Raw genomic sequence first — 23,549 nt, 5'->3', positions numbered from 1 at the left:
GGCGCAGACTCCACGGCGGGCTCGGGCGCAGACTCCACGGCGGGCTCGGGCGCAGACTCCACGGCGGGCTCGGGCGCAGACTCCACGGCGGGCTCGGGCGCAGACTCCACGGCGGGCTCCTCCACGTGCTCCTGAACGGGCTGCTCGCTCATCGGTTGCTCCTCGGTCACAGCCGCTCCATCTGCCGCTCGGCCAGGTCCATGATCTTGGCCTTGGAAATCGGCTTGGTGTCGTAGATCCAGACCTCCATGGCGATGTCACCGCGCCAGGCGTGTGCCTGTGCGCTGTACACCGGTAGATAGCCGGGCTTGGTGTCGGGCTTGGTCGTCACGTACGCCATGCCGTCGCCCGTGCCGGGGACGGGCCAGCTGCGGGTGCCGTCCACGTTCCAGTTGCCGGCCTGTTCGGAGGCGGAGAGGTTCTCCTCCTGGCGGTACTGCACGAGCCTGATCCCGACGCTGTACGTGCTGCCGACCCGCCAGTCGACGCCGGCCGCACGCCGGAACTCCGCGCCGACCAGCTGCCCGAACGCCTGGTCCGGGTCCTCGAGCTGGTCCGCGTACTCGGCCATGGTCAGCCAGCCGTCGCGGCCCGGTGCGTACTCGGTGTCCTGGGCCCCCTTCGGCCGCTTGATCAGCAGCTTGCGCAGGTCGCCGTCGGTCTTCACGCGGCGGTCCTGCGCGGCGGACAGCGGTTCGGGACCGGCGCCCTTGGCCTGGGCCACCACGGGCTGCGAGAGCGACGGCAGCTTGGTCGGCTCCCGGTCGGCCTGGATCAGATAGCCGGCGCAGGTGCCCCCGACGAGCCCCAGCACGGCGGCCGTGGCGATCAGCAGGGCCGTACGCCCCCGCCGGCGTACGCGAGGCGCCTCCTCAGATGTCTCCTCGCCCGTTGCCTCCGGACCTGGCACGGGTACTTCCTCGACTTCCACGACATCCCCCCACGGAACGCGACGCACGGATTCCATATCCGCGCGCACAGGAGACCCATGGGAATCTCATGGAGTTGTAAGGGGCATGATCACGATTCGGACTCTCCCGACTCCCCCGGACTACCATGCGGCCATGGCGAAGAAGCTCGTGATCAAGGTGACGGCGGGGGCCGATGCCCCCGAGCGCTGCTCGCAGGCGTTCACGGTCGCGGCGGTGGCCGTGGCCAGCGGGGTCGAGGTCTCCCTGTGGCTGACCGGCGAGTCCTCGTGGTTCGCACTGCCGGGCCGGGCCGCCGAGTTCGAGCTGCCGCACGCGGCGCCGCTGCCCGATCTGATCGACTCGGTCCTGGCCGCGGGCCGGCTCACCCTGTGCACCCAGTGCGCGGCGCGCCGGGACATCACGGAGAAGGACGTCATCGACGGTGTACGCATCGCGGGCGCCCAGGTGTTCGTCCAGGAGGCGATGGCGGACGAGACGCAGGCGCTCGTCTACTGAAGGTGCCGCGCGCATGAAGGTGCTGTACGTACTGAAGGTGCTGTACGTACTGAAGGTGCTGTACGTACTGAAGGTGCTGCGCGTACTGATGGTCCTGCGCTTACTGAAAGGTGCTGCGCGTACTGAAAGGTGCTGCGCGTACTGAAGGTGCTGCGCGCGCCCTCCTACGGGCGGCGCTTCTTGCCGTCGAGCTCGTCCCACCACTCGTCGGACTTCTGATCCCCGGACGGGTCGTCCCACCAGCGGTCCTCGGGCCCCCGCCGGTTGGCGACCATCGCGGCGAACGGCGGAATCACCATCGCCACCACACACATCCCCACGGCCACGGGAATCGACCAGATCCTTACGACTCCCCAGGCCAGGACGAAAAGACCGATGCACGTCCCCATCATGGCGAAGTAGACGTGTCGCCGTCGTGCGTACATACCTCAAGCGTAGGCCCGTACATACCGAAGGGCCGCACCCCGAGCGTCCAACCCTGGGGTGCGGCCCTTCGGCCACTCAGAAGTGCTGTCAGACGGCGATCGCGACCTCGGCGAGGCCGCCCGTCTGGGCGACGACCGTGCGGTCCGCGGTGCCACCGGGGACCAGGGCGCGTACGGTCCAGGTGCCCTCGGCCGCGTAGAAGCGGAACTGGCCCGTCGCGGAGGTGGGGACCTCCGCCGTGAACTCGCCGGTCGAGTCCAGCAGGCGCACGTAACCGGTGACGGGCTCGCCGTCGCGGGTCACCTGGCCCTGGATGGTGGTCTCACCGGGCTTGATCGTCGAGGCGTCGGGGCCGCCGGCCTTCGCTCCACACATATTTCGATTCCGTCCTTCCGGGTTACTTGTTGGCGCCGAGCTCGATCGGGACGCCGACCAGGGAGCCGTACTCGGTCCAGGAGCCGTCGTAGTTCTTGACGTTCTCCACGCCGAGCAGCTCGTGCAGCACGAACCAGGTGAGCGCGGAACGCTCACCGATACGGCAGTACGCGATGGTGTCCTTGGCGAGGTCGACCTGCTCCTCGGCGTAGAGCTCCTTGAGCTCGTCGTCCGACTTGAAGGTGCCGTCGTCGTTGGCGTTCTTCGACCACGGGATGTTGCGGGCGCTCGGGACGTGGCCCGGACGCTGCGACTGCTCCTGCGGCAGGTGGGCCGGGGCGAGCAGCTTGCCGCTGAACTCGTCGGGCGAGCGGACGTCGACCAGGTTCTGCGAACCGATGGCCGCCACGACGTCGTCGCGGAAGGCGCGGATCGCGGTGTTCTGGGCCTTGGCCTTGTAGTCGGTCGCGGCACGGTTCGGGACCTCGACGACCAGGTCGCGGGAGTCGAGCTCCCACTTCTTGCGGCCACCGTCGAGGAGCTTGACGTTCTCGTGGCCGTACAGCTTGAAGTACCAGTAGGCGTAGGACGCGAACCAGTTGTTGTTGCCGCCGTAGAGGACCACCAGCGTGTCGTTGGCGATGCCCTTCTCCGACAGGAGCTTCTCGAAGCCCTCCTGGTCGATGAAGTCACGGCGGACCGGGTCCTGGAGGTCCTTGGTCCAGTCGATCCGGATCGCGTTCTTGATGTGGTTCTTCTCGTACGCGGAAGTGTCCTCGTCGACCTCGACGATGGCCACGCTCGGGTCGTCCAGGTGGTCCTGGACCCAGTCGGCGTCGACCAGGACGTCGCTGCGGCTCATGCTGTTTCTCCTCCGGGGCAGTTGCGGCGGGGCGGTGCGTTAGACAGAGGGTGCGCGGTCATGCCTGTCGAGGCTGCGCGGCGCGCACGGGGACCCTGGCGAAGAGGGGCCAGGGGAGGGCGGACGGACGAATGTCCCGCTCAGAAGGTGCGACAGAGCATGGCGGCGACGCGGCACAGGTCTACTGCCCGCCGCTTCGTGAGATCCGCCTGTCGCTTCATGGGTCCGATCGTAGGGACGGACAGGCGGGCATGTCACCGGCGTGTCGGATGCTGAGATGCGATCGTCCGCAATGTGGGACGCCTTCACCGCCGGTACGGCCCCCGCAGGGATTCCGGGCGCCGGCATCCGTCATCACACCGACCGCACATCTGCGGTACGGACGGGCCCGTCTCGCCCCTCGGACAGCTCTCCGGCCGCGGTCTCCCCGGCTTCCGGCCTCCGGCCAGCGGCCAGTGGCCGCTGGCCCTTCTACCCGACCAGCTTGACGTTCGAACCCTTCACGGAGATGTCCACGCCGTTCGCGGCCGCCTGGACCGTGTCGAGCTGGATGCCGCCCGGCAGCTGGCCGATCTTCTGCTCGAAGTCGGTGATCGCGCGCACCCGGTTCTCGGCGAGGCCGACGCCCAGCTTGGGGAGGGAGTCCGCGTGCACCTTGACCGTGTTGCCGCCGACGACCGTGACCGAGCTGAGCACGGAGACCGGCTGGGGCACCTTGGTGCCGCCGATGCTGACCTCGACCGCCACCTTGATCTTGCCGTTGCCGCCGTCGGAGAGGCCGACGACCCGGGCGGTGACTTCGGGGCCGACCTGAGTGGGCTGGGACTTGGCGGTCTTGAGCAGCTCGGCGTACCCGATGGACGCGGAGCCGGTGGCGCTGTTGGCGGTGGCGGAGCTGTAGTCGCCGTTGAAGCTGACGCCGTGCATCTCGGCGTTCAGGTCGTCGATACGGATGGTGCCGGTGCCGCCGGCACTGCCCGCGCCGCTCGTCGACGCCTCGTAGTCCTTGATGCCGATCTTCACGTCGTCGAGTTCGCCGCCGACGACCTGGGTGAGGAAGGGGAAGCCCTCGATGGACACGTCCGGCGTGCCGGCCAGGCCCTCGGTGGTCTTGATCCGGTCCGCCGCCTTGTTCTCCGCGAAACCGACCGCCACCCGGTCCGCGATCACGAACAGGCCGCCCAGGATGACGGTGACGATCAGGATTATTCGCAGTGCACGCATGCGCGGTGTTCCCCCACCTCGAACGGATCCGGGCGACCGAGTGGTCCTCCCTAGCGAACCTAACCCCGCAGGGCCCCGCGACGGGGCCCTGCGAAGTGGTTGTAGATCACCTGTGACGAACAGCCACTGGACCAGGCCCCGGGGCCTGTCCGGCGGATCACGCCGGACAGGCCCTAGCCGAGGGCGCGGCCCAGCAGGTAGACCGCCGGGGCCGCGGCGGCCAGCGGCAGGGCCACGCCCGCGGTGAAGTGGACGAAGCGGGACGGGTAGTCGTAGCTGGCGACCCGGTGGCCGATCAGCGCGCAGACCCCGGCGCCGAGGCCGAGGAAGGCCCCCTTGCTGCCCAGGTCCGTCGTGCCGCCGACCGCGATACCGGCGCCCGCGGCGGCCAGCAGCGCCACCACCACGGAGGCCGCGGTGGGCAGCGGCAGGGCGCGGGCGAGGATCGCGACGGCGACCGCGGCGGCGCCCACCGTGACGGCGTCCGGCTCGGCCGCGAGGTGCCCGGTGGCGATGATCGCGAGCGCCGCCGAGGCGACGGTCGCCATCAGGCCGTACATCCGGGTGTCCGGGTCGGCATGACTGCGCAGTTGCAGGACGAGGGTGAGCAGGACCCACACGCCGAGGGTGCCGAGGATCGCGGCGGGCGCGTTCTCCCGGCCCGCCGCGAGGAGCGCGACGTCCGCGGTGACCGCGCCGAGGAACGCCAGCGCGATGCCCTGGCGGGCCGGCCACATCCCGTTCAGCCGGAACCAGCCCGCCGCGGTGACGGCCTGGAGGAGGACGAGGGGGACGACGAGGGCGTACTGCCCGATCGCCGCCGTCCCGGAGAGCAGCAGCCCGAGCACCGCGGTGAGCGCGGCGGGCTGGATGCCGGGTTCGATGATCGGGGAGCGGCCCTCGGCACGGGCGCGCTGGGCGTCGGTGACGCGGGCGTTGCCGGTGACGGTCGGGGGGCCGTAGCCGGAGGCGGTCTCCGGGGTGACCGCACTGCCGGTGCCGGGCGCCTGCTGGGCGGGGGGCTGGTACGCGGGCGTCCACTCCGGTGCCGGAGTCGGTGCCGGCGCCTCCTGCGGCAGCGGCTGCCCGACCGTGCCGTACGTCTGCGGCTCGGGGTAGGCCTGGTAGCCCCGCGGCGGCAGGTACGTCGTGTCCGCCGCCGGCATCGGGGGCTGCACCTGGGTCTCCCAGGTCTGCCCCTCCCACTGCTGCGTGTGCTGCTGCCACTCGGGCTGCTGCGGCGGCTGTTGCTGCTGAGGCCGTTGCTGCGGCTGTTGCTGCTGAGGCCGTTGCTGCGGCTGTTGCTGCTGAGGCTGCGGATACGGGTCGTACCCCTCGTACTGACCCTCGTACCGGCCCTCGTACGGCTGGTCGCTCATCGTCTCGCTCACCCTCCTGCGAACGGCGGGAGCACCTCGACCGTGCCGCCCTCGGCCAGCCGTACCGTCTCATGTTCGCGCGTGCCCACGGGGTCACCGTCGATGAGGAAGGAGCATCGCCGCAGGACGCGGACGAGTTCGCCGGGGTGTCGCGCGCGGGCCGCGTCGAGCGCCTCGGCGAGCGTGCCCGCGTCGTACGGTTCCTCCGCGACGCCCGCCGCTGCCTTGGCGGCGGCCCAGTAACGCACCGTGCCCTGTGCCATCTCGTTCCTCAATCGGTGTTTTCCGTGAACACGGATCAGTCATCAGTGGTTTCTGTGAACACGGTCAGGCTAGCCCGCCGCCGCGACGGCCCATGCCCCGATACGGCCGAGCAGCCCGTCGTCAGCCGCGTGCTCGGCGTGGCCCATCCCGTGCTCGATCCACAGTTCGGCGTGGCCGCCGGAGGCGGCGGCGAGCATCCGCGGGTGGTCGACCGGGAAGTAGCCGTCCTGGTCGCCGTGGACGATCAGCAGCGGAGTGGGCGCGACGAGCGGGACCGACTCGACCGGGGAGGCCGGCACCGGGTCCCAGTCACGGTGGTGGATCCGGGTGCGCAGGCCGTAACGGCCGACCGCACGGCCCACCGGCCGGGTTACCAGCCAGTGCAGGCGACGCATAGGGGCCGTACCCCGGTAGTACCAACGGGCGGGTGCGCTCACCGAAACCACGGCGTCCGTACGCGCCTCGGTGCGCCCCTCGTGCTCCATCTCCGCGCCCCGGTCCGAGCCCCCGTCCGGGCCACGGTGCAGCGCCGCGTGCCGCAGCACCACCGAACCGCCCATCGAGAAGCCGACGGTGGCCACACGCGTGTGCCCGAGTTCGCGGGCCCAGGCCACCGCGGCGGCCAGATCGTGGACCTCGCGGTCACCGACCGTGGAGCTGCCGCCGGAGGCGCCGTGACCACGGAAGGAGAAGGTGACCACCGCCGCGTGCCGGGCGAGGACCGCCGCCGCGCGGCGCACGTGCGGACGTTCCAGATCGCCCGTGAAGCCGTGCGCGACGACAATGACCACATCGTTCAAGCCAGTGGCCGAGTCACCAGAAGGCCGCGTTCCAGGGTCGTACGCCGCATCGATCGTCACCCCGTCGACCGTGTGCAGAAACCTCCGCAAAGGGGTCTGCGGTGGCGTCTCAAGGGGTGGACGATCGGAAGATCCCGTCGCTTGACCTGCCGGACCTGAGCTCATGTGGGCTATTCTGCTGGGCAGAGGACTCGGGCAGCGTAGCCCCCGGGTCCTTTTGTGCTTTCTGAAGCGTTGTATACGAAGCGGGAAACCGCAGGTGTACGAAGCCTACGAACGCATAGAACGTGTGGCGGCCCCCAGTGGGCCGTCCGGCGACTCCCAGGGGCGCGGGAGCCGCACCGTAGGAAGCAGTGCCGCAAACGTCCTCGCAGGGACCGAGGAGGAACCAGACGTTATGGGCGAGCGAACCTTGCATGACCGTAGGACGACCCAGGCAGGTGGGGCGCGATGAGTTCTCTGCTGCTCCTGACCAATGCTCTTCAGCCGTCGACGGAGGTGCTTCCCGCTCTCGGCCTGCTCCTGCACAACGTGCGAGTGGCTCCGGCGGAAGGCCCCGCTCTCGTCGACACCCCCGGTGCCGACGTCATCCTGATCGACGGCAGGCGCGACCTCCCGCAGGTGCGCAGCCTGTGCCAGCTGCTGCGCTCGACCGGGCCCGGCTGTCCGCTGATCCTCGTCGTGACGGAGGGCGGTCTCGCGGCCGTCACCGCCGACTGGGGCATCGACGACGTGCTCCTGGACACCGCGGGACCGGCGGAGGTCGAGGCGCGGCTGCGGCTGGCCATGGGCCGCCAGCAGATCGTCAACGACGACTCCCCGATGGAGATCCGCAACGGCGACCTCTCGGTCGACGAGGCGACCTACAGCGCCAAGCTCAAGGGCCGGGTCCTCGACCTGACCTTCAAGGAGTTCGAGCTCCTCAAGTACCTCGCGCAGCACCCGGGCCGTGTCTTCACGCGCGCCCAGTTGCTCCAGGAGGTCTGGGGCTACGACTACTTCGGCGGTACGCGGACGGTCGACGTCCACGTACGACGGCTGCGCGCGAAGCTCGGACCCGAGCACGAGTCGCTGATCGGTACCGTCCGGAACGTCGGTTATCGATTCGTTACACCTGAGAAGGTGGACCGTGCCTCGGACGAGGCGAGGGCCAAGGCGGCCCAGCCAAAGCCGGAGGATGCGGACGAGACGGCGCACCTGGACGCCGTCGAGGCGGTCGAGGCGGCGTCGGAGGCGCAGTAGGCGGTGACGGAGGCGCAGCAAGCCTCCGTACGCCCTGCCCAGCGGCGGGTCCATCCGCGTAGACTCCGCGCGTGGCCAAGGTGACGAGGGACGATGTAGCGCGACTGGCGGGTACGTCCACCGCCGTTGTCAGCTATGTCATCAACAACGGACCGAGGCCGGTTGCCCCGGCCACGCGCGAGCGTGTTCTCGCCGCGATCAAGGAACTGGGGTACCGGCCCGACCGGGTCGCCCAGGCCATGGCGTCGCGGCGGACCGAGCTCATAGGCCTGATCGTGCCGGACGCGCGCCAGCCCTTCTTCGGGGAGATGGCGCATGCGGTCGAGCAGGCCGCCGCGGAGCGCGGGAAAATGGTGCTCGTCGGCAACTCCGACTACATCGCCGAGCGCGAGGTCCACTACCTGCGCGCCTTCCTCGGTATGCGCGTCTCCGGGCTGATCCTCGTCAGCCACGCGCTCAATGACAACGCTGCCGCGGAGATCGACGCGTGGGACGCCCGCGTGGTGCTGCTGCACGAGCGCCCCGAGGCCATCGACGACGTCGCCGTCGTCACGGACGACATCGGCGGCGCCCAGCTCGCCACCCGCCACCTCCTCGAACACGGCTACGAATACGTGGCCTGTCTCGGCGGCCTCGCGGAGACCCCGACCGTCGGCGACCCGGTCTCCGACCACGTCGAGGGCTGGCGGCGCGCGATGCAGGAGGCCGGGATTTCCACCGAAGGCCGCCTCTTCGAAGCGCCGTACAACCGCTACGACGCCTATCAGGTCGGCCTCCAGCTGCTCGGCGGTCCCGACCGCCCGCCCGCCATCTTCTGCTCCACCGACGACCAGGCGATCGGCGTGCTGCGCGCCGCGCGTGAACTGCGCATCGACGTTCCGGGGGAGCTGGCCGTGGCCGGTTTCGACGACGTCAAGGAAGCCGCGCTGACGGATCCGCCGATGACGACGATCGCCTCCGACCGGTCGGCGATGGCGCGGGCCGCGGTGGATCTCGTACTGGATGACGGGTTGCGGGTCGCGGGGTCGCGGCGCGAGCGGTTGAAGGTGTTTCCGTCCAGGTTGGTCGTCCGGCGGTCTTGCGGGTGCGAGTAGCTCCGCTGGTGGGGCGGGTTTTGCGGGTCGTTTTCAGAGTGCAGGCGAGTGGGGGCTGGTCGCGCCCACGCGGCGGAGCCGCTTATGTCACAGCCCCGCGCCCCTAAAAACAGGGGCGCGTCGGCCCCCGCGAGATCACGGGGGCCGACGCATCCAGGTGCTGAGCTAGAACAACAGGTTGTACTGGTTGAAGCCGCTGCCCAGGCCGATCCGTGAGCCGAAGAGGCTGCTGGAGGCCTTGTTGGTGCCGGGGTAGAGCCAGAGCTTGCCGGCGGAGTCGCGGGTGATGACGTCGGCGATGCCGTCGCCCGTGACGTCACCGTTGGAGACGTACGAGGTGAAGTTGAAGCCCGTACGCGCCTGGATCCGCGCCGCGAACGGGGTCTTCTCGACCTGCGTGCCCCGGTAGAGGTACAGGACGCCGGAGCTGTTGCGGACCAGCAGGTCGGCCCTGCCGTCGCCGGACAGGTCGCCGTGGCCGAAGATCTTCACGTTCTTCCAGGCCTTGTCGACGACCTTGACCTTGCCGTAGAACTGGCCGTTGCCCTTGCCCGGGTAGAGGTAGACCGAGCCGTCGGCGTCCACCGCGACCAGGTCGGGGCGGGCGTCACCCGTCAGGTCGCCGGGGATGGCGTACGACTTGTAGCCGCCCCACACCGAGCTGATCTGCATCCAGTCGTACTCGCCGGAGCTGTGGTTCAGGTAGCTGCGGTAGAGCTTGCCGTCGCCCTTGTCACGCATGATCAGGTCCTGGTAGAAGTCCCGGTCCAGGTCGGCCTGGAGGACCCAGCTCGCGTTCTGCCAGCCGTTGCCCTGGTAGGCGCGGGTGGCGAGCGAGGTGCCCTTGCTGTCCTGCTGGAAGAGGCCGCCGGACGGCGTGCGCTCCAGCAGGTCGGCCTTGCCGTCGAAGGTCAGGTCCGCGTCGTCGATGCGCGGCTGGGCGGCCCAGGTGTACGAGGACACCTTGGTGAACACCGGGTAGGCGCCCTTCGCGGTGCAGCCCGCGACGCCCCACGAGACGATGCCGACGACCTTGCCGCCCACGATGACGGGACCGCCGGAGTCCCCGTTGCAGGGGCTCTTGGTGCCCTCGTCGGTGCCGGTCGCCGGGGTGCCCGCGCAGAACATCGCGCCCTCGACGAAGTCGTCCTCGCCGAGGACCGACTGCATCGCGGAGTTGCAGGTGGAGTCGGCGACCAGCGGCAGGGTCACCTTGCGCAGGTTCGCCGACAGGTCGGCGCCGTCGGCGCCGGAGGTCAGGCCCCAGCCGTAGACGGTGGCGGAGTTGCCGGCCTTGTAGGAGGCGCTGTCACCGGCGGCCACCAGCCGCTGCCACTGCTGGTCCAGCGGGCGGTCGAGCGTGAGGACCGCGATGTCGTTCTGGACGGTCGTGGAGTTGTAGCGCGGGTGGTTCCACTGCCGGTAGACGCCCGCGACCGTGCCGCTGGTGTCGTCCAGCAGTCCGGTGGCGCCGGCCAGCACCGCGCCGTTCTTCACCCAGTTCAGGCCCGCGACGCAGTGGGCCGCCGTCAGGACCTTGTTCGGGGCGACGAGGGTGCCGCCGCAGAAGTAGCCGACGCCGGCCGTGCTGTCGTAGTAGGAGAGCTGGACCATCCACGGCGCGGAGGAGATCGTCGTCTCGGTGCCGCCGATGATGAAGGGTGTCTTCTTGGGGGTCGTGTCCGGGGTCGCCCGGTCCTTGACGGCCGCGGCGACCCGGCCGCGCAGCTCCTTGTCGGAGACGGCCGGCTTCGCGGGCTGGGACTGGTTCACCTCCGGCAGCGAGGGTCCGTCCGCCGCGGTGGCGGGATGCGCCGCGAAGGCGCCGGCACAGGTCAGCGCCAGCGCGAGAGCGGCCGTGGGCAACGCCGTGGCGGGGCGTCTCCAGCGGTCGCGCAGGGCACGTATCACTCAGGGCTCCTGATGTGGGTGCGTGTGGTGTCCATGACGTAAGAGGCCCGAGAAGGGCGTACGACGCACCGGCCCGATCGACGGCAGCGGTCGCCGGCCATGGCCGACAACCGCCTGCATCGATTCAGGCACACCGCGGAGCCCCCCTCCGGCGCGGAGATCGTAGGACTCATCCGCCCCAGAACACATGTCCTACACAGCAGACAGACAAGTATTCGTCCGTCGCCTTCCGTGACATCACCCCCACGCAACCCGCTGTTTCCCGGGTTTCAGCGGGCTCGGGCGTCTTTATATCGGGCATACGAGGTTCTGTCGGGCTTCTCAGCGGCCACTCAGGGAGCTCTCATGATCGGGGGACAAGCTTTTTCCATGACCGAGAGCTTCCGCCGCAGCGGCGAGTACCCCCAGGGCGACGACCACCGGGCGACCGACCCCATGCGGGCGGCGTACCCCCAGCAGCAGCCCGTCTCCTCCTCTCCCGTGAACCCCGAGTGGCCCCCGCCGCCGGCGTACGAGCCGATCGCTCCGGTCACCGTCGAGCCGGGTACCACCGTGTGGCCGGGCTCCGGTCAGGGTGGCGACGGCGGTCACGGCGGAGGCGGCGCCTACGCCGGCTACCCCGAGCCGGACGCCGTCTCCTCCACGGCGGTACTCCAGGCGCAGCCGGTCCCGGCCGCCCCGGCCCCCGCTCCGAAGAAGCGCGCGAAGGGCACGATCGCCCTGCTCGCCGCCGTGGCGATAGTCGCGGCCGCCATCGGAGGCGGTACCGCGTACGGCATACAGGAGCTGACCGGCAAGGACACCGCGTCGAGCAGCGTCAGCACCACCGTGGTACCCGCCGCCAAGAAGGGCACCGTCGCCGGTGTCGCCCAGGCGGTCAGCCCGAGTATCGTCGAGATCAGCGCGACCTCGAACGCGGGTTCGTCCACCGGCTCGGGCGTGATCATCTCGTCCAGCGGCGAGATCGTCACCAACAACCACGTCATATCGGGCGCCTCCGAGATCAAGGTGCGGCTGAGCAGCGGCAAGTCGTACACCGCGAAAGCGGTCGGCACCGACAGCAAGAAGGACCTCGCGCTCATCAAGCTCGAGAACGCGCCCTCCGGCCTGAAGGTCGCCACGCTCGGCAACTCCGACGGCGTCCAGGTCGGCGACGACGTCGTCGCGATCGGCTCCCCCGAGGGGCTGACCGGCACCGTCACCAGCGGCATCGTCTCGGCGCTCAACCGTGACGTCACCGTCTCCACGGACGAGAGCCAGGGCCAGCAACAGCAGCAGGGCGGCGGCAGCGGCCAGTGGCCGTTCTCCTTCGGCGGCCAGCAGTTCAACGGCGACACCGGTTCCTCGACGACCACGTACAAGGCCATCCAGACCGACGCGTCCTTGAACCCCGGCAACTCCGGCGGCGCCCTCATCGACATGAACGGCAACATCGTCGGCATCAACTCCGCGATGTACTCGGCCGCCGACTCCTCGTCCAGCTCGTCGAGCGCGGGCAGCGTCGGCCTCGGTTTCGCCATCCCGATCAACACCGTCAAGTCGGACCTCGCCAGCCTGCGGGCCGGCGGTTCCGACAGCTGAGTCCTTCTCGGCCAAGTCCTTCTCGGAGGTTGAAATGATCACTCGCGTCTCCCACAGCATCGAAGGCACCGACCCCGCCGGCCTCGACCTGGCCCTCTCCGTCGCCCGTGAACTGCACCGGCCGGTGCCCCGGGCTCCGGAAGTGACGGTCCCGCAGCCGCAGATGATGGGCCTGCACACCTCCGCCGATCACCCGCACCGCCGCAAGGTCCCGCTGAGCCGCCTGAGCCGCCTGAGCCAGCTGAGCACGCTGGGGGCCTGAGCGACGAGCGCTCGGCGTTGCCTGAGCGGGCCGAGGAGGCCGAGCAGGCTGTGAGCGGGCCGAGGAGGAACGAGCAGGCTGTGAGCGGGCCGAGCAGGCCTGACCTGACGAACTGATCCCGGCTGATCCCGGCTGATCCCGGCTGATCCCGTCCGATCCCGGCCGATCTCCTCCGATCCCAGCCGATCCCGACCGATCCCCGCCGATCCCCGCCGATCCCCGCTGATCCTTTCTGCCCCGGCCGGAACGTGCGAGGCTGAAAGCGTCCGGCCCCGTCCCACCGCACCCCTAGGAACCCACGCCCATGAGCCCCGCCGAAGGCGACCGTGAAACCCAGCGCATCCTGATCGTCGACGACGAGCCGGCCGTGCGCGAAGCACTTCAGCGCAGCCTCGCCTTCGAGGGATACGACACCCAGGTCGCGGTCGACGGAGCGGACGCGCTGGAGAAGGCGACCGCGTACCAGCCCGACCTGGTCGTCCTGGACATCCAGATGCCCCGGATGGACGGCCTGACGGCCGCCCGCCGGATGCGCGGGGCGGGCATGACGACCCCCATCCTGATGCTGACGGCCCGAGACACCGTGGGCGACCGTGTGACCGGCCTCGACGCGGGTGCGGACGACTACCTGGTCAAGCCGTTCGAGCTGGACGAGCTGTTCGCCCGGGTCCGGGCACTGCTGCGACGCAGTTCCTACGCGACCGCGACGGTCGGCACCCCGGACGACGACGCGCTGACCTTCGGCGACCTGCGGATGGACCTCGCGACGCGCGAGGTCACGCGCGGGGGCCGGGCGGTCGAACTGACCCGCACCGAGTTCACCCTGCTGGAGATGTTCCTGGCCCACCCGCGCCAGGTCCTCACCCGCGAGCAGATCCTCAAGGCGGTCTGGGGCTTCGACTTCGAGCCCTCCTCCAACTCCCTCGACGTCTACGTCATGTACCTGCGCCGCAAGACCGAGGCGGGCGGCGAGCCGCGCCTCGTGCACACGGTGCGGGGCGTGGGGTACGTCCTGCGGTCGGGCGGCGCGGAGTGATGAAGGTACTGCGCCGGTTCAAATCCCTGCCGATCCGCTCCCGGCTGGCCATGCTGGTCGCGGCGGCGGTGGCGTTCGGGGTGGCGGCGGTTTCGGTGACCTGTTGGTTCATAGTGCGGGGAAAGTTGTACGACGAGATCGACAACACCCTCAATGCACAGAAGGCACCCGTTACCTACGGATCGTTCCAGCGCGCCATAAAGAACTGCGGCCAGGACCCGAAGAGCGGCAGCGACGGCCCCCGCGGGCGGTCCGAGTACTACTCCCAGGTGGTCCAGGCAAACGGAACCGTCTGCGCGTTCGACGGCTCCGCAGGCACGGTGAAGGTCACCGACAGCGACAAGGACGAGGCCAAGAGCCCTAGCTGGGACGCCACCAGAATCCGCACCGGAACCGACAGCGAAGGCAACGACGTACGGGTGATCACCATGCCACTCGTCGTCGCCGGCCAGGTTCCGGGCAGCAGTCCGGTCCTGGTCCAGGACGCGTCCTTCCTCGTGGCCATCCCCCTGAAGGGCACCCAGGCCACCCTCAACGACCTCGCCCTCGTCCTCCTCCTCGTCTCGGGCATCGGAGTCGTCGGCGCCGGAGCCGCCGGCCTGGCGGTCGCCCGCGCGGGTCTGCGCCCGGTCGACAAGCTCACCGAGGCCGTGGAGCACGTGGCGCGCACGGAGGACCTCTCCATCCGTATCCCCGTCGAGGACGACAGCGAGGACGAGGTCGCCCGCCTCTCCCGCTCCTTCAACTCGATGACGTCCGCCCTCGCCAACTCCCGCGAGCTGCAACAGCAGCTGATCGCCGACGCGGGCCACGAGCTCCGTACGCCGCTCACGTCGCTGCGTACGAACATAGAACTCCTCACCCGCAGCGAGGAGACGGGCCGCCCGATCCCCCCGGCGGACCGCAAGGCGCTGCTGTCGTCGGTGAAGGCGCAGATGGCGGAGCTGGCGGCGTTGATCGGCGACCTGCAGACGCTGTCGCGTTCGGACGCGGGCCAGTCGGGCGACCGCATCCAGGTGGTCGACCTCCAGGAAACGGTCGAGGCGGCCCTCCATCGCGCCCGCCTGCGCGGCCCCGAGCTGACGATCACGGCGGACCTCCAGCCCTGGTTCGTACGGGCGGAGCCGTCCGCGCTGGAGCGGGCGATCGTGAACATCCTCGACAACGCGGTGAAGTTCAGCCCCGAGGGCGAGGCCATCGACGTCATCCTCAAGGCCGGCGAACTGACCGTCCGCGACCACGGCCCCGGCATCCCCTCCGAGGAACTCCCGCACGTCTTCGACCGCTTCTGGCGCTCCCCGTCCGCCCGCGCGCTGCCGGGCTCGGGCCTGGGCCTGTCGATCGTGGCCAGGACCGTGCAGCAGTCCGGCGGCGAGGTGTCCCTGCAACCGGCACAGGGCGGCGGAACGGTGGCGACGCTACGACTGCCGGGCGCGCCCACACCGCCTCCCGAGCTGGGTCAGGACGGGGCCGAGGATCGGTAGAAGCCGAGCATTCCCGGTGCATCAATATCGATGGCGAGGAATCCTGGCGGGTAGTCGTCCTCCCGGCCCGTCAGGATGATGGACATGCCGCCGGTCTCCAGATGCGGCGTCGCGACGTAGATGGCATGGCAGGTATCCGCGCCACCCCATCCATCGCGAACCATCCCTCCAACCAGAGTGGCCGCCGTCTGGCCCAGCGGGTCGACGAGGACTCCCGGCAGCGCGAGCAGCTTGCTCACGGCTCCTTCGTCAGCCTCTTCCGCTCACACAAGGCACAGGGCTGGGACGTGGAGCCAGTCGCCAGGCGTGTGCGCAACGTTGTCCACCAAGCGGTGCAGCGCAACGTGCCCCTGGGTGAGTGCCGTAGCCGCGCTGGTGTCGAGGATGATCACGCAGCGTGCCCTCGGAGGGCGTGGGCCTTCTCCGCCGCCATTGTGTACACATTGGCCAGCACGTCCGGCCCGTTGTCGAACTCCTCGTCGGTAAGCCTGCAGCCCATGCGCTCCCGCAGGACTCTGCGCGTGGCCGCCACACGTTCGGCGATCTGCTCAGCGGTCGGCCGCTCGGCCGCGAGTTGCTCAAGGGTCACACCGCGGTCCTTGGCAACCTGAGCCAGGTGGTCGCGGACTTCCTTGGTCACCTGGATGGTCGTGCGCTCCGCCATGGAATCACCATAGCCTCACCATTATCGACCGACAGCCCGTCTCATTCGAACGAAACGCCGACGAACACGTCTCCGTTTCTGACCGCCCCCACGAAAGGCGCCCACGCCCCGGCTCCGAGCACCAGCACGTGGCCCTGCGGGGCTTTACTGTCACGGACGGGCACGAGACCGGGGTAGCCGTCGGCGACCTCGACGCAGTTGTTGTCTCCCCCGTCGCTGTAGCTCGACTTGCGCCATGCAGCGCTGCTGAGATCGGGGGTGTGCTTCATGACCGGTGCTCCTCCAGAACGCCCCTGATGAACGTAAGTGAGTCCGACGGGGGCAGCGCCATGTCTCGAAGCCGATCGTAGGACAAGCGGTGCCGCAGGACATCCTCCGGATCGTCGACCAACTCCCCACCACCGTTGCCTTCTTTGTAGGCAACGGCGCTTCCGTCCTTCTGCCAGAGCACGGTCAGTGATCCCTCTACGAGGTAGTGGACCCCTGCGGCGAACGGGAGCACCTGGAGGACGACGTTGCGCCACATCGCAACAGCCTCGATATGAAGCAGCTGGTCGTCCCAGGTCTTCGCGGTGGCCGAGGGGCGCCGGAACGCGTACTCGTCGATGATGAAGCGGACATGGGGCGCCGGGTCCCGGCGCAGCAGCAGTTGCCGCCCCAGGCGCGCGGCCACCTGCTCCTCGACTGCCTCATCGGACTCGGCCGTTGCCTGGGGCCCGGACAACACCTCACGCGCGAACTCCTCGGTCTGCAGCAGTCCGGGCACGCCAAGCGTGAACTTGTCCATGGTCAGCGCCGCCGCCTCCAGCCGCATGAACTCCTTGTACTTGTCCTTGAAGGCGTCGTGCCGCGCTACCTTCCACAGCTGAACCAGCAGGTCACCGGACCCGTAGTAGCCGTCAAGGTCCTCCATGACCGCCATCTTGGAGAGCCGCTTGCCCGCTTCCAGGCGGCTCAGATAGCTCTTGTCGTAAGCGGTCTCGCCAGCCAGTTGGCCCAGCGATTTCCCCGCCTTCTCCCGCAGATACCGAAGCGTCCGCCCCAGTGCGGCGAGCCCCGGCTGCCCTTCCCCGTCAACCTGTTCGTCCATGTCACCCCTCACCGTTGCCAGGGCGCCGGACAACGCCCACCCTCTTCCGCAGCGTACGGGCAAGCAGTGACGATCGATACACGAACGGTAATCACCGCTCGTCAGGACCACACCCACAACAAACCCCCGCAGCCGATAGCAGGTCGGCCCGGGGGCGTGGCCGACGCTGAAAAGGAGCGCCGACATGGCCGAACGTATCGCGGGATTCTGCGAGTTACTACTGCTCGCACTCGTGCACGCATTGCTTCCCGCCCGAGGCCGCCACCGGGCAGCTCCGGCCCAACTGCCGGACGCGGGCAGGCCTCCGGCACCCTCCACCCCCGTACGCCACCCCGTCGACGTATGGCCCTTCGAGCGGGACACCCACCTCGTACGCCCGTATCTCCTCACGGCGGAAGAGCGCCGCGCGCGGCGATCGCAGCGGCAGCGCCGACGTGCCCTCTGGCTGGCCGTGCACGGAATCGATGTCGGTCCACGCCACATCCACGGAGTGGAGGTGTCTGCGTGACGAACGCCGCCGGAACGCCCGAACGGCTGCGGCTGCTGCCGTGGGCGACCCCTGAAGGCAAGCCCTGCTACCTGAGCACCGACAGCGACGGCAGCCGTCTCTCCCTGCTCGCCGACGACATCGAAGCGGCCCAGCTGGACTCCGGCGAGCAGGTACTGGCCGGAGCCAGGGCCTTACTCGCCGACCCCAAGGCCGGTGAGCGCGCGGTGCGCTTCGCGCTCACCAGGGCGACGGAGTCGCTCGCCGATGTGCTGCGTGTCGCGGTCAGCCGAGGCGCACGCATCCTCGGAGACGAACGGTGACCGTGACAACAGCTGGACGACCTCGTTCAAAGGCGGCTTCATCAAGTCGACGAACCGTCGGACCAGGCGGAGGGTTCGGTCCGGAAGGTGTCGTCATTGAGGGGCACATGAGTGAACAGCACCGCGCGCCCCGTCCCTCACCGGACGGGGGCGCGTTCGCGTTGCTGCACCGCGGCAACCTTTGCTTCCCCGGTGGCGACTGTGTCGTGACGGACCCCCTCCACAGCACTCGAACGAGACCACCACGTGACTGAGATCCGCAAGGCGCGCCACCGCAGACGCAGAACCGCCCTCGTCGTCGGTGTGCCGCTGGCCCTGGCCGCCGCCGGAGCGATGGCGTACGGCACGGTGTTCGGACTCTTCGGCGACGACGCCCAGCCGAAGGCGGCGGCCGCGACCAACACCCCGGCCTGGGCCACCGAGGCCGCCGACGGTTTCGCCTCCGTCCACGCCATGGGGCAGAACGGGACCTACGGCGGGCGCGACGGCAGGACCGTCACCGTGAAGACCCTCGCCGACCTGGAGAAGTACGCGACCTCGGCCGACCCGTACGTCATCGTCGTCGCCGCGACGATCACGATGGACCCGGTCGGCAAGGAGATCAAGGTCGCCAGCGACAAGACGATCATCGGCTCCGGCACCGCCGGGCAGATCGTCGGCGGCGGCTTCTTCCTCGGTCAGGGCGTGCACAACGTCATCATCCGGAACCTGACCATCCGCGACGCGTACCAGGGCATCTGGAACGACAAGGAGCACGACTTCGACGGCATCCAGATGGACGGCGCCCACCATGTGTGGATCGACCACGACGACATCCGGCACATGGCCGACGGGCTCATCGACAGCCGCAAGGACACCACGTACCTGACGGTCTCGTACAACAGGCTGAGCAACGAGAACAAGGCCTTCGGCATCGGCTGGACCGCCAACACCACGGCGGACATCACGATCCACCACAACTGGATCCGCGAGACCGAGCAGCGCAACCCGTCCACGGACAATGTCGCCCACGCCCACCTCTACAACAACTACCTGGAGGACGACGCGGGCACCGCCATCACGTCCTCGTACGGCAACTACGCGCGCGGCAGGACCAACATGGTCCTGGAGAACAGCTACTTCCAGGGCATGAACAACCCCGTCATCCGGGACAGCACCGCGACCCTCGTGCAGCGCGGCAACGTCTTCTCCGGCACCACCGGCCGCAACGAGAGCGGCGGCAGCGGTACGCCTTTCGACCCGAAGACGTACTACAAGTACACGCTGGACAAGGCCGCCGACGTGCCGGCGCTCCTCAAGTCCCAGTCCGGGCCGCGGACTTCGCTCGGCAACACTGCCACGCCGACCAGCAGTACCCCGACCGTCACCGGCAAGGTCCTCACCGTCGCGCAGGACGGCTCCGGGCAGTACAGGACCGTGCAGGCCGCCGTCGACGCCGTACCCGCGAACAACACCGCGCGCGTCACGATCTCCGTCGAGCCGGGCACGTACCGCGAGACGGTGAAGGTCCCCTCGAACAAACCGCACATCACCCTCCAGGGCTCGGGCGGCAGCCGCAAGGACACGGTGATCACCTTCGGCAACGCGGCCGGTACGAAGAAGGCCGACGGCTCCACGTACGGGACCACCGGCAGCGCCACCGTCGCCGTCGAGGGCGACGACTTCCAGGCCCGCAACCTCACCATCGCGAACGACTTCGACGAGGCGAAGAACCAGAGCGTGCTCGGGCACCAGGCCGTGGCCCTGCGCACCGGTGCCGACAAGGTCGTGCTCGACGGTGTCATCGTCAGCGGCGACCAGGACACCCTGGAGATGGAGACCCCCGGCTCGGACAAGCCCGGCCGGGTCTACATCACCAACTCCTACATCACCGGCAACGTCGACTTCGTCTTCGGCCGCGCCACCGCCGTGATCAACAAGTCGGTCATCAACCTGAAGAAGCGCTGGGACGGTTCGTCCGCCGGTTTCGTCACCGCGCCCAGCACGCAGGCGAACCGCAAGGGCTTCCTGATCACCCACTCCACGGTGACCGGCGATGTCGCCGCGGGCTCCTTCTCCCTCGGCCGCAACTGGCACGCGGGCGGCGACGCCGCCCTCAGGCCGCAGACGACCGTCCGTAACTCCACGCTCAGCGCCGCGATCCGGTCGAACCCGTGGTCCGACATGGGCGGCTTCTCCTGGAAGAACGACCGCTTCGCCGAGTACAAGAACAGCGGCGCCGGCGCGGGCGCCGCGAGCGGTGAGCGACCGCAGCTGACGGACGCGCAGGCCGCGGGCCAGTCGATCGCCGACTGGCTCGGTGACTGGACGCCCACCGCCTCCTGACGTCCACCGGGAACCTTGTGACGTCCCTCGCTGCTTCTTGACGTCCATCGCTGTTTCCTGACTCCCCGGGAGGCCGGGGGGCCTCCTGGGGAAGGCCGGGTCCTCCCGGCCGGGGAGGCTGGGCGCGGACACCGCCCAGCCTCCCCACACCCCTCTCCAAGCCCTCCCACAGCACCCCGTTACACGTTGGGGGGATGGCGCGGAAGATCCTGCTGGCCGATGACGACGAGGCCGTACGTGAGGGGCTCGACCGGCTGCTCAGGTTCGAGGGCTACGAGACCGTCCTCACCGGGGACGGCCGCGATGCCCTCGAACTGGTGGCCGGGGTGGACGAGCGGCCCGACCTGGTGCTGATGGACGTCACCATGCCCGGCCTCGACGGGCTGGCCGCGACGCGCCGGATCAGAGCCTCCGGGTCCACCGTCCCCATCCTCATGATCACCGGCCGGGACGCGGTCGGCGACCGTATCGTCGCCCTCGACAACGGCGCCGACGACTACCTCATGAAGCCGTTCGCCGCCGAGGAACTCCTCGCCCGGGTCAGGGCCCTGCTGCGCCGCAGTCCGCAGCCGAAACAGTGCGCTCCCCGTCTCGACGACCGGCTTGCCTTCGCGGACCTCGCCATGGACCGGCCCACCCGCACCGTCACCCGCTCCGACCGCCTCCTCGACCTGACCAGGACCGAGTACGCCCTGCTGGAGTATCTGCTCCGGCATCCCGCCAAGGTCCTCAGCCGCGCCCAGATCCTCAAGGAGGTCTGGGGCTTCGACTTCGAGCCGACGTCGAACACGCTGGATGTGTACGTGATGTACCTGCGCCGGAAACTGGAGAGCCGCGGCGAACCGCGGCTCATCCAGACCGTGCGGGGGCTCGGCTACACGCTCCGCGCCGCCAAGTAGTCGAGTTCCGGTGTCGCGAGCCGGGCGTACGCCCCGCCCCACGCCATCAGCTCGTCGTGCGTGCCCGCCTCCACCAGCCGGGCGCCGTCCACCACCAGGATCCGGTCGGCGTCGGGGGCGAGGCTCAGATCGTGCGTGATCATGATGGTCGTACGGCCCGCCATCAGCCGCCTCAGCGGCTGCACCACCCGGCGTGCGGCGATCGAGTCGAGCCCGGCGGTCGGCTCGTCGAGGACCAGGACGGGCGCGGCGCGCAGCATCGCGCGGGCGATCGCGATCCGCTGGAGCTGGCCGCCGGACAGGGTGGCCGTGCCGGGCGCGATCTCGGTGTCGTACCCGTCGGGCAGCGCGCTGATGAAGTCGTGCGCGACCGCGTCCGTCGCCGCCCGCTCGATGTCCGCCTGGGACGCGCCCGGCCTGCCGCACTCGATGTTCTCGCGGATCGTGCCGTGCAGGATCAGCGTCTCCTGGGGCAGCAGCGCCACGTTCTCGCGCAGGAACTCCAGGGACACGTCGGGCAGCGGGACGCCGTCCAGGCAGACCACGCCGGCCGTGGGGTCGTAGAAGCGGGTGAGGAGTTTGGAGAGCGTCGACTTTCCGGCGCCGCTCGGGCCGGTGACGATGACGAGTTCGCCGGGGCCCGCGGTGAAAGTCACGTCGTGCAGGGACTCGCGCTCGGCGCCGGGGTAGCGGAACGACGCGCCGTGGAAGCTGACCCAGCCGTGCACGGGCCAGTCCCGGACGGGCTCGGCGGGTTCGGTGACGGCGGGTTCGGTGTCCAGGATCTCCTGGATGCGTTCCGCGCCTGCGGTGGCGGCGGTGAGGGTGAGGCCGAGCTGCCCCAGATTGCGGATCGGCGGGTACAGGTAGCCGAGGAACGCGGCGAAGGCGAGCAACTGGCCCAGCGACATGCGCCCCTGCGAGATCTCCCAGGCACCGAGGCCGATCACCGCGAGCACGCACAGCGTCTCGACGACCTCGACGAACTGCTCGTACATCTCGCTCGCCCGTGCCCCGCGCACCGACGCCCGCATCCAGGCACGCGCCTCGCGGTCGAGCCGCTTCTCCTCGGCGCGGCGGCGGTTGTACGCCTGGGTCAGCACCACGTTGCCGAGGGACTCCTCGACGACCGAGGTGATCGCGCCGTCGGCGGCCCGCTCCTCCTGGGAGGCGGTCTTGATGCGGCCGGCGAACCGGCGGGCGGCGACGAGGAAGAGAGGGGCGAGGAGGAAGGTGACAAGGGCGAGATCCCAGCGCAGCCAGAGCGCGGCGGTCGCGTAGAAGACGGCGGAGAAGGCGGCGGAGACCGTCCCGACGACACCCGACACGACCATCTGCTCGATGGCCTCGACATCACCGGTGAGCCGTTCGACCAGGTCGCCCTGGCGGTGCTTCTGGAAGAAGTCGGGTGGCAGGTCCTGGACGTGGCGGAAGACACTCGCGCGCAGGCGCAGGACGAATCTCTCCGCGATCCACACGGCGAGCGAGTTGCCGAGGTAGCCGACGATCGCGCCGATCACGGCGACGCCCAGCCAGGCTCCGGCCGGCTCCCAGAACGCGGAGAGCGAACCGGCCTTCAGGGCGTGGTCCGTGAGTTGTGCGAAGAGCAGGATCGAGGCCGTCTCGGCGAGCGCGGCCACGACCACGCAGCCGATGATCAGCAGTAGCCATTTGCGGTCGCCGCGCGTCAGCGGCCAGAAGCGTGCGAATGCCTCCCGTACTTCCCGCATATCAAATCAACTTCCCTTTCCTGTCCGGAACATGGCCGAGGCGGGGCCACCGGAAACCGATAATTCCCGGGGACCCCGCCTCGCGCGGGCTGCTACTGGCCCTGACGGCTGACCGGGCGCTTCTTCGGAGCGACGGCCTTCTTCGCCACCGGGGCCGGCTTGGCAGGCCGGCGCTTCGCGACCGGGGCGGCCTTGTGGTGCTTCTTGACGGGGGCGATCTTGTGGAAGCTCATGGGTTTCCCTCTCGTAGCTGTGACTGATCCGCTGGTCGCGGGGGGATCTGTTGATCGGGGGTGGATCTTGCTTACTTGTTGCCGACAGGACGGCGCCCGGGCTTCTGCGCCACCGGGGCCGGCTTGGCGGGCCGGCGCTTCGCGGGCTTCTTCGGGGCCGGAGCGGGCTTGTGGTGCTTCTTGACCGGGGCGATCCCGTGGAAGCTCATGGGTGTCTCCTTGTTCCCTGCGGGTGAATTCCCTTTGCCGTTTGCGCTGTTCGCTTTCGGCATGGAAAACACTACGGGACCCCGGACCCTTAAATCGCCAATTCGGATAAGACCTCAATGAATTACGGCTGAAACAAATTCTCAGGTGGGCCGTGGAACCAATCCACTACTCACACAGAATTTAGGTCGAAAAAAAGCGGGGCCGATACGCATCCGCGTACC

29 protein-coding genes are annotated in these 23,549 nt (G+C 69.3%); 12 read left to right on the top strand and 17 right to left on the bottom strand.

Annotated elements, in window-relative coordinates; genetic code table 11:
- Positions 1-166: 166 nt before the first annotated feature.
- Entirely contained in the window at positions 167-910 is a 744-nt protein-coding gene (locus tag ABZ656_RS27285) for a hypothetical protein (RefSeq protein ID WP_360271088.1), read from the bottom strand.
- Positions 911-1,064: 154 nt separating this feature from the next.
- On the opposite strand from ABZ656_RS27285, the gene ABZ656_RS27280 reads away from it, so the two are divergent.
- Both ABZ656_RS27280 and ABZ656_RS27275 read left to right on the top strand, forming a co-directional pair.
- A complete protein-coding gene (locus ABZ656_RS27280) occupies positions 1,065-1,427 on the top strand; it encodes a DsrE family protein (protein WP_101407995.1) in 363 nt (120 codons plus the stop codon).
- 13 nt (positions 1,428-1,440) lie between these two features.
- On the top strand, positions 1,441-1,572 hold the full coding sequence (locus tag ABZ656_RS27275) for a hypothetical protein (RefSeq protein ID WP_360271086.1): 132 nt from the start codon (positions 1,441-1,443) through the stop codon (positions 1,570-1,572).
- A gap of 19 nt (positions 1,573-1,591) precedes the next feature.
- Here ABZ656_RS27275 and ABZ656_RS27270 read toward each other — a convergent pair whose 3' ends face one another.
- The 8 genes from ABZ656_RS27270 to ABZ656_RS27235 form a co-directional block, all read right to left on the bottom strand.
- Positions 1,592-1,852: a DUF3099 domain-containing protein gene (locus ABZ656_RS27270; RefSeq protein ID WP_067371511.1), complete on the bottom strand. Its 261-nt coding sequence runs from the start codon at positions 1,850-1,852 to the stop codon at positions 1,592-1,594.
- 88 nt (positions 1,853-1,940) lie between these two features.
- On the bottom strand, positions 1,941-2,228 hold the full coding sequence (locus tag ABZ656_RS27265; RefSeq protein WP_054232391.1) for a DUF1416 domain-containing protein: 288 nt from the start codon (positions 2,226-2,228) through the stop codon (positions 1,941-1,943).
- Between the two features lie 22 nt (positions 2,229-2,250).
- Complete coding sequence (locus ABZ656_RS27260) at positions 2,251-3,090, bottom strand: sulfurtransferase (protein WP_095853903.1); 840 nt, start codon at positions 3,088-3,090, stop codon at positions 2,251-2,253.
- A gap of 140 nt (positions 3,091-3,230) precedes the next feature.
- Complete coding sequence (locus ABZ656_RS27255; RefSeq protein ID WP_350310325.1) at positions 3,231-3,311, bottom strand: putative leader peptide; 81 nt, start codon at positions 3,309-3,311, stop codon at positions 3,231-3,233.
- 250 nt (positions 3,312-3,561) lie between these two features.
- Positions 3,562-4,314, bottom strand: coding sequence for a DUF2993 domain-containing protein (locus ABZ656_RS27250; protein WP_101404271.1), 753 nt, complete (start codon positions 4,312-4,314; stop codon positions 3,562-3,564).
- A 173-nt stretch (positions 4,315-4,487) separates the two neighbouring features.
- A complete protein-coding gene (locus ABZ656_RS27245; protein WP_360271083.1) occupies positions 4,488-5,693 on the bottom strand; it encodes a hypothetical protein in 1,206 nt (401 codons plus the stop codon).
- Between the two features lie 8 nt (positions 5,694-5,701).
- Positions 5,702-5,956, bottom strand: a complete 255-nt coding sequence (locus ABZ656_RS27240; RefSeq protein ID WP_101404270.1) for a MoaD/ThiS family protein — start codon at positions 5,954-5,956, stop codon at positions 5,702-5,704.
- Positions 5,957-6,025: 69 nt separating this feature from the next.
- Positions 6,026-6,922: an alpha/beta hydrolase gene (locus ABZ656_RS27235; RefSeq protein WP_101404269.1), complete on the bottom strand. Its 897-nt coding sequence runs from the start codon at positions 6,920-6,922 to the stop codon at positions 6,026-6,028.
- A gap of 285 nt (positions 6,923-7,207) precedes the next feature.
- On the opposite strand from ABZ656_RS27235, the gene ABZ656_RS27230 reads away from it, so the two are divergent.
- Complete coding sequence (locus ABZ656_RS27230; RefSeq protein ID WP_101404268.1) at positions 7,208-7,999, top strand: response regulator transcription factor; 792 nt, start codon at positions 7,208-7,210, stop codon at positions 7,997-7,999.
- 71 nt (positions 8,000-8,070) lie between these two features.
- Positions 8,071-9,093, top strand: coding sequence for a LacI family DNA-binding transcriptional regulator (locus ABZ656_RS27225; protein ID WP_101404267.1), 1,023 nt, complete (start codon positions 8,071-8,073; stop codon positions 9,091-9,093).
- A 165-nt stretch (positions 9,094-9,258) separates the two neighbouring features.
- On the opposite strand, the gene ABZ656_RS27220 is transcribed toward ABZ656_RS27225, so the two are convergent.
- Positions 9,259-11,004 carry a trypsin-like serine protease gene (locus ABZ656_RS27220; RefSeq protein WP_101404266.1) on the bottom strand — a complete coding sequence of 582 codons (1,746 nt, stop codon included), beginning with the start codon at positions 11,002-11,004 and terminating at the stop codon, positions 9,259-9,261.
- Positions 11,005-11,373: 369 nt separating this feature from the next.
- Between ABZ656_RS27220 and ABZ656_RS27215 the strand changes: the two genes are divergently transcribed.
- From ABZ656_RS27215 to ABZ656_RS27200, 4 genes are all read left to right on the top strand, one after another.
- Positions 11,374-12,585 carry a trypsin-like peptidase domain-containing protein gene (locus ABZ656_RS27215; protein ID WP_360271079.1) on the top strand — a complete coding sequence of 404 codons (1,212 nt, stop codon included), beginning with the start codon at positions 11,374-11,376 and terminating at the stop codon, positions 12,583-12,585.
- A gap of 34 nt (positions 12,586-12,619) precedes the next feature.
- A complete protein-coding gene (locus tag ABZ656_RS27210) occupies positions 12,620-12,847 on the top strand; it encodes a hypothetical protein (protein ID WP_101404264.1) in 228 nt (75 codons plus the stop codon).
- 304 nt (positions 12,848-13,151) lie between these two features.
- Positions 13,152-13,883, top strand: a complete 732-nt coding sequence (locus ABZ656_RS27205; RefSeq protein ID WP_360271077.1) for a response regulator transcription factor — start codon at positions 13,152-13,154, stop codon at positions 13,881-13,883.
- Entirely contained in the window at positions 13,880-15,367 is a 1,488-nt protein-coding gene (locus ABZ656_RS27200) for a HAMP domain-containing sensor histidine kinase (protein ID WP_101404263.1), read from the top strand. Before ABZ656_RS27205 ends, ABZ656_RS27200 begins: the two co-directional genes overlap by 4 nt.
- Here the strand turns inward: ABZ656_RS27200 and ABZ656_RS27195 are convergent.
- The 4 genes from ABZ656_RS27195 to ABZ656_RS27180 form a co-directional block, all read right to left on the bottom strand.
- On the bottom strand, positions 15,343-15,606 hold the full coding sequence (locus ABZ656_RS27195) for a hypothetical protein (RefSeq protein ID WP_360271075.1): 264 nt from the start codon (positions 15,604-15,606) through the stop codon (positions 15,343-15,345). The genes ABZ656_RS27200 and ABZ656_RS27195 overlap by 25 nt on opposite strands.
- A 149-nt stretch (positions 15,607-15,755) precedes the next feature.
- Positions 15,756-16,031: a hypothetical protein gene (locus tag ABZ656_RS27190; RefSeq protein ID WP_360271073.1), complete on the bottom strand. Its 276-nt coding sequence runs from the start codon at positions 16,029-16,031 to the stop codon at positions 15,756-15,758.
- 41 nt (positions 16,032-16,072) lie between these two features.
- Positions 16,073-16,300 carry a DUF397 domain-containing protein gene (locus ABZ656_RS27185; RefSeq protein WP_101404261.1) on the bottom strand — a complete coding sequence of 76 codons (228 nt, stop codon included), beginning with the start codon at positions 16,298-16,300 and terminating at the stop codon, positions 16,073-16,075.
- On the bottom strand, positions 16,297-17,121 hold the full coding sequence (locus ABZ656_RS27180; protein WP_101407993.1) for a Scr1 family TA system antitoxin-like transcriptional regulator: 825 nt from the start codon (positions 17,119-17,121) through the stop codon (positions 16,297-16,299). The genes ABZ656_RS27185 and ABZ656_RS27180 overlap by 4 nt, the downstream gene beginning before the upstream one ends.
- Before the next feature lie 184 nt (positions 17,122-17,305).
- On the opposite strand from ABZ656_RS27180, the gene ABZ656_RS27175 reads away from it, so the two are divergent.
- The 4 genes from ABZ656_RS27175 to ABZ656_RS27160 all read left to right on the top strand — a co-directional run bounded on the left by ABZ656_RS27175 (position 17,306) and on the right by ABZ656_RS27160 (position 21,155).
- On the top strand, positions 17,306-17,629 hold the full coding sequence (locus ABZ656_RS27175; RefSeq protein ID WP_101404260.1) for a hypothetical protein: 324 nt from the start codon (positions 17,306-17,308) through the stop codon (positions 17,627-17,629).
- Positions 17,626-17,931 (top strand): hypothetical protein, encoded by a 306-nt coding sequence (locus tag ABZ656_RS27170; protein WP_360271070.1) that lies wholly within the window; start codon positions 17,626-17,628, stop codon positions 17,929-17,931. Before ABZ656_RS27175 ends, ABZ656_RS27170 begins: the two co-directional genes overlap by 4 nt.
- Before the next feature lie 246 nt (positions 17,932-18,177).
- On the top strand, positions 18,178-20,256 hold the full coding sequence (locus ABZ656_RS27165; protein WP_360271068.1) for a pectinesterase family protein: 2,079 nt from the start codon (positions 18,178-18,180) through the stop codon (positions 20,254-20,256).
- Positions 20,257-20,450: 194 nt separating this feature from the next.
- Positions 20,451-21,155 carry a response regulator transcription factor gene (locus tag ABZ656_RS27160; protein WP_101404258.1) on the top strand — a complete coding sequence of 235 codons (705 nt, stop codon included), beginning with the start codon at positions 20,451-20,453 and terminating at the stop codon, positions 21,153-21,155.
- On the opposite strand, the gene ABZ656_RS27155 is transcribed toward ABZ656_RS27160, so the two are convergent.
- The 3 genes from ABZ656_RS27155 to ABZ656_RS27145 all read right to left on the bottom strand — a co-directional run bounded on the left by ABZ656_RS27155 (position 21,131) and on the right by ABZ656_RS27145 (position 23,327).
- Positions 21,131-22,885, bottom strand: coding sequence for an ABC transporter ATP-binding protein (locus tag ABZ656_RS27155; RefSeq protein WP_360271066.1), 1,755 nt, complete (start codon positions 22,883-22,885; stop codon positions 21,131-21,133). The two genes, ABZ656_RS27160 and ABZ656_RS27155, sit on opposite strands and share 25 nt — an antisense overlap.
- A gap of 92 nt (positions 22,886-22,977) precedes the next feature.
- Positions 22,978-23,118, bottom strand: a complete 141-nt coding sequence (locus tag ABZ656_RS27150) for a hypothetical protein (RefSeq protein ID WP_167552124.1) — start codon at positions 23,116-23,118, stop codon at positions 22,978-22,980.
- A gap of 71 nt (positions 23,119-23,189) precedes the next feature.
- On the bottom strand, positions 23,190-23,327 hold the full coding sequence (locus ABZ656_RS27145) for a hypothetical protein (RefSeq protein ID WP_360271064.1): 138 nt from the start codon (positions 23,325-23,327) through the stop codon (positions 23,190-23,192).
- Positions 23,328-23,549 lie beyond the last annotated feature (222 nt).

This window comes from Streptomyces sp. NPDC007095, from assembly GCF_040634475.1.
Lineage (GTDB): Bacteria > Actinomycetota > Actinomycetes > Streptomycetales > Streptomycetaceae > Streptomyces.
This window is presented reverse-complemented; position numbering and strand designations above follow the sequence as displayed.

Excerpts from the sequence above, each read along its gene's own strand:
- ABZ656_RS27260 (WP_095853903.1), bottom strand. The coding sequence starts at position 3,090 with ATGAGCCGCAGCGACGTCCTGGTCGACGCCGACTGGGTCCAGGACCAC.
- ABZ656_RS27210 (WP_101404264.1), top strand. The coding sequence starts at position 12,620 with ATGATCACTCGCGTCTCCCACAGCATCGAAGGCACCGACCCCGCCGGC.
- ABZ656_RS27190 (WP_360271073.1), bottom strand. The coding sequence starts at position 16,031 with ATGGCGGAGCGCACGACCATCCAGGTGACCAAGGAAGTCCGCGACCAC.
- ABZ656_RS27160 (WP_101404258.1), top strand. The coding sequence starts at position 20,451 with ATGGCGCGGAAGATCCTGCTGGCCGATGACGACGAGGCCGTACGTGAG.
- ABZ656_RS27180 (WP_101407993.1), bottom strand. The coding sequence starts at position 17,121 with ATGGACGAACAGGTTGACGGGGAAGGGCAGCCGGGGCTCGCCGCACTG.
- ABZ656_RS27145 (WP_360271064.1), bottom strand. The coding sequence starts at position 23,327 with ATGAGCTTCCACGGGATCGCCCCGGTCAAGAAGCACCACAAGCCCGCT.
- ABZ656_RS27255 (WP_350310325.1), bottom strand. The coding sequence starts at position 3,311 with ATGAAGCGACAGGCGGATCTCACGAAGCGGCGGGCAGTAGACCTGTGC.
- ABZ656_RS27155 (WP_360271066.1), bottom strand. The coding sequence starts at position 22,885 with ATGCGGGAAGTACGGGAGGCATTCGCACGCTTCTGGCCGCTGACGCGC.
- ABZ656_RS27230 (WP_101404268.1), top strand. The coding sequence starts at position 7,208 with ATGAGTTCTCTGCTGCTCCTGACCAATGCTCTTCAGCCGTCGACGGAG.
- ABZ656_RS27250 (WP_101404271.1), bottom strand. The coding sequence starts at position 4,314 with ATGCGTGCACTGCGAATAATCCTGATCGTCACCGTCATCCTGGGCGGC.
- ABZ656_RS27235 (WP_101404269.1), bottom strand. The coding sequence starts at position 6,922 with ATGAGCTCAGGTCCGGCAGGTCAAGCGACGGGATCTTCCGATCGTCCA.
- ABZ656_RS27185 (WP_101404261.1), bottom strand. The coding sequence starts at position 16,300 with ATGAAGCACACCCCCGATCTCAGCAGCGCTGCATGGCGCAAGTCGAGC.
- ABZ656_RS27265 (WP_054232391.1), bottom strand. The coding sequence starts at position 2,228 with ATGTGTGGAGCGAAGGCCGGCGGCCCCGACGCCTCGACGATCAAGCCC.
- ABZ656_RS27245 (WP_360271083.1), bottom strand. The coding sequence starts at position 5,693 with ATGAGCGACCAGCCGTACGAGGGCCGGTACGAGGGTCAGTACGAGGGG.
- ABZ656_RS27205 (WP_360271077.1), top strand. The coding sequence starts at position 13,152 with ATGAGCCCCGCCGAAGGCGACCGTGAAACCCAGCGCATCCTGATCGTC.
- ABZ656_RS27175 (WP_101404260.1), top strand. The coding sequence starts at position 17,306 with ATGGCCGAACGTATCGCGGGATTCTGCGAGTTACTACTGCTCGCACTC.
- ABZ656_RS27215 (WP_360271079.1), top strand. The coding sequence starts at position 11,374 with ATGACCGAGAGCTTCCGCCGCAGCGGCGAGTACCCCCAGGGCGACGAC.
- ABZ656_RS27270 (WP_067371511.1), bottom strand. The coding sequence starts at position 1,852 with ATGTACGCACGACGGCGACACGTCTACTTCGCCATGATGGGGACGTGC.
- ABZ656_RS27150 (WP_167552124.1), bottom strand. The coding sequence starts at position 23,118 with ATGAGCTTCCACAAGATCGCCCCCGTCAAGAAGCACCACAAGGCCGCC.
- ABZ656_RS27240 (WP_101404270.1), bottom strand. The coding sequence starts at position 5,956 with ATGGCACAGGGCACGGTGCGTTACTGGGCCGCCGCCAAGGCAGCGGCG.
- ABZ656_RS27280 (WP_101407995.1), top strand. The coding sequence starts at position 1,065 with ATGGCGAAGAAGCTCGTGATCAAGGTGACGGCGGGGGCCGATGCCCCC.
- ABZ656_RS27275 (WP_360271086.1), top strand. The coding sequence starts at position 1,441 with ATGAAGGTGCTGTACGTACTGAAGGTGCTGTACGTACTGAAGGTGCTG.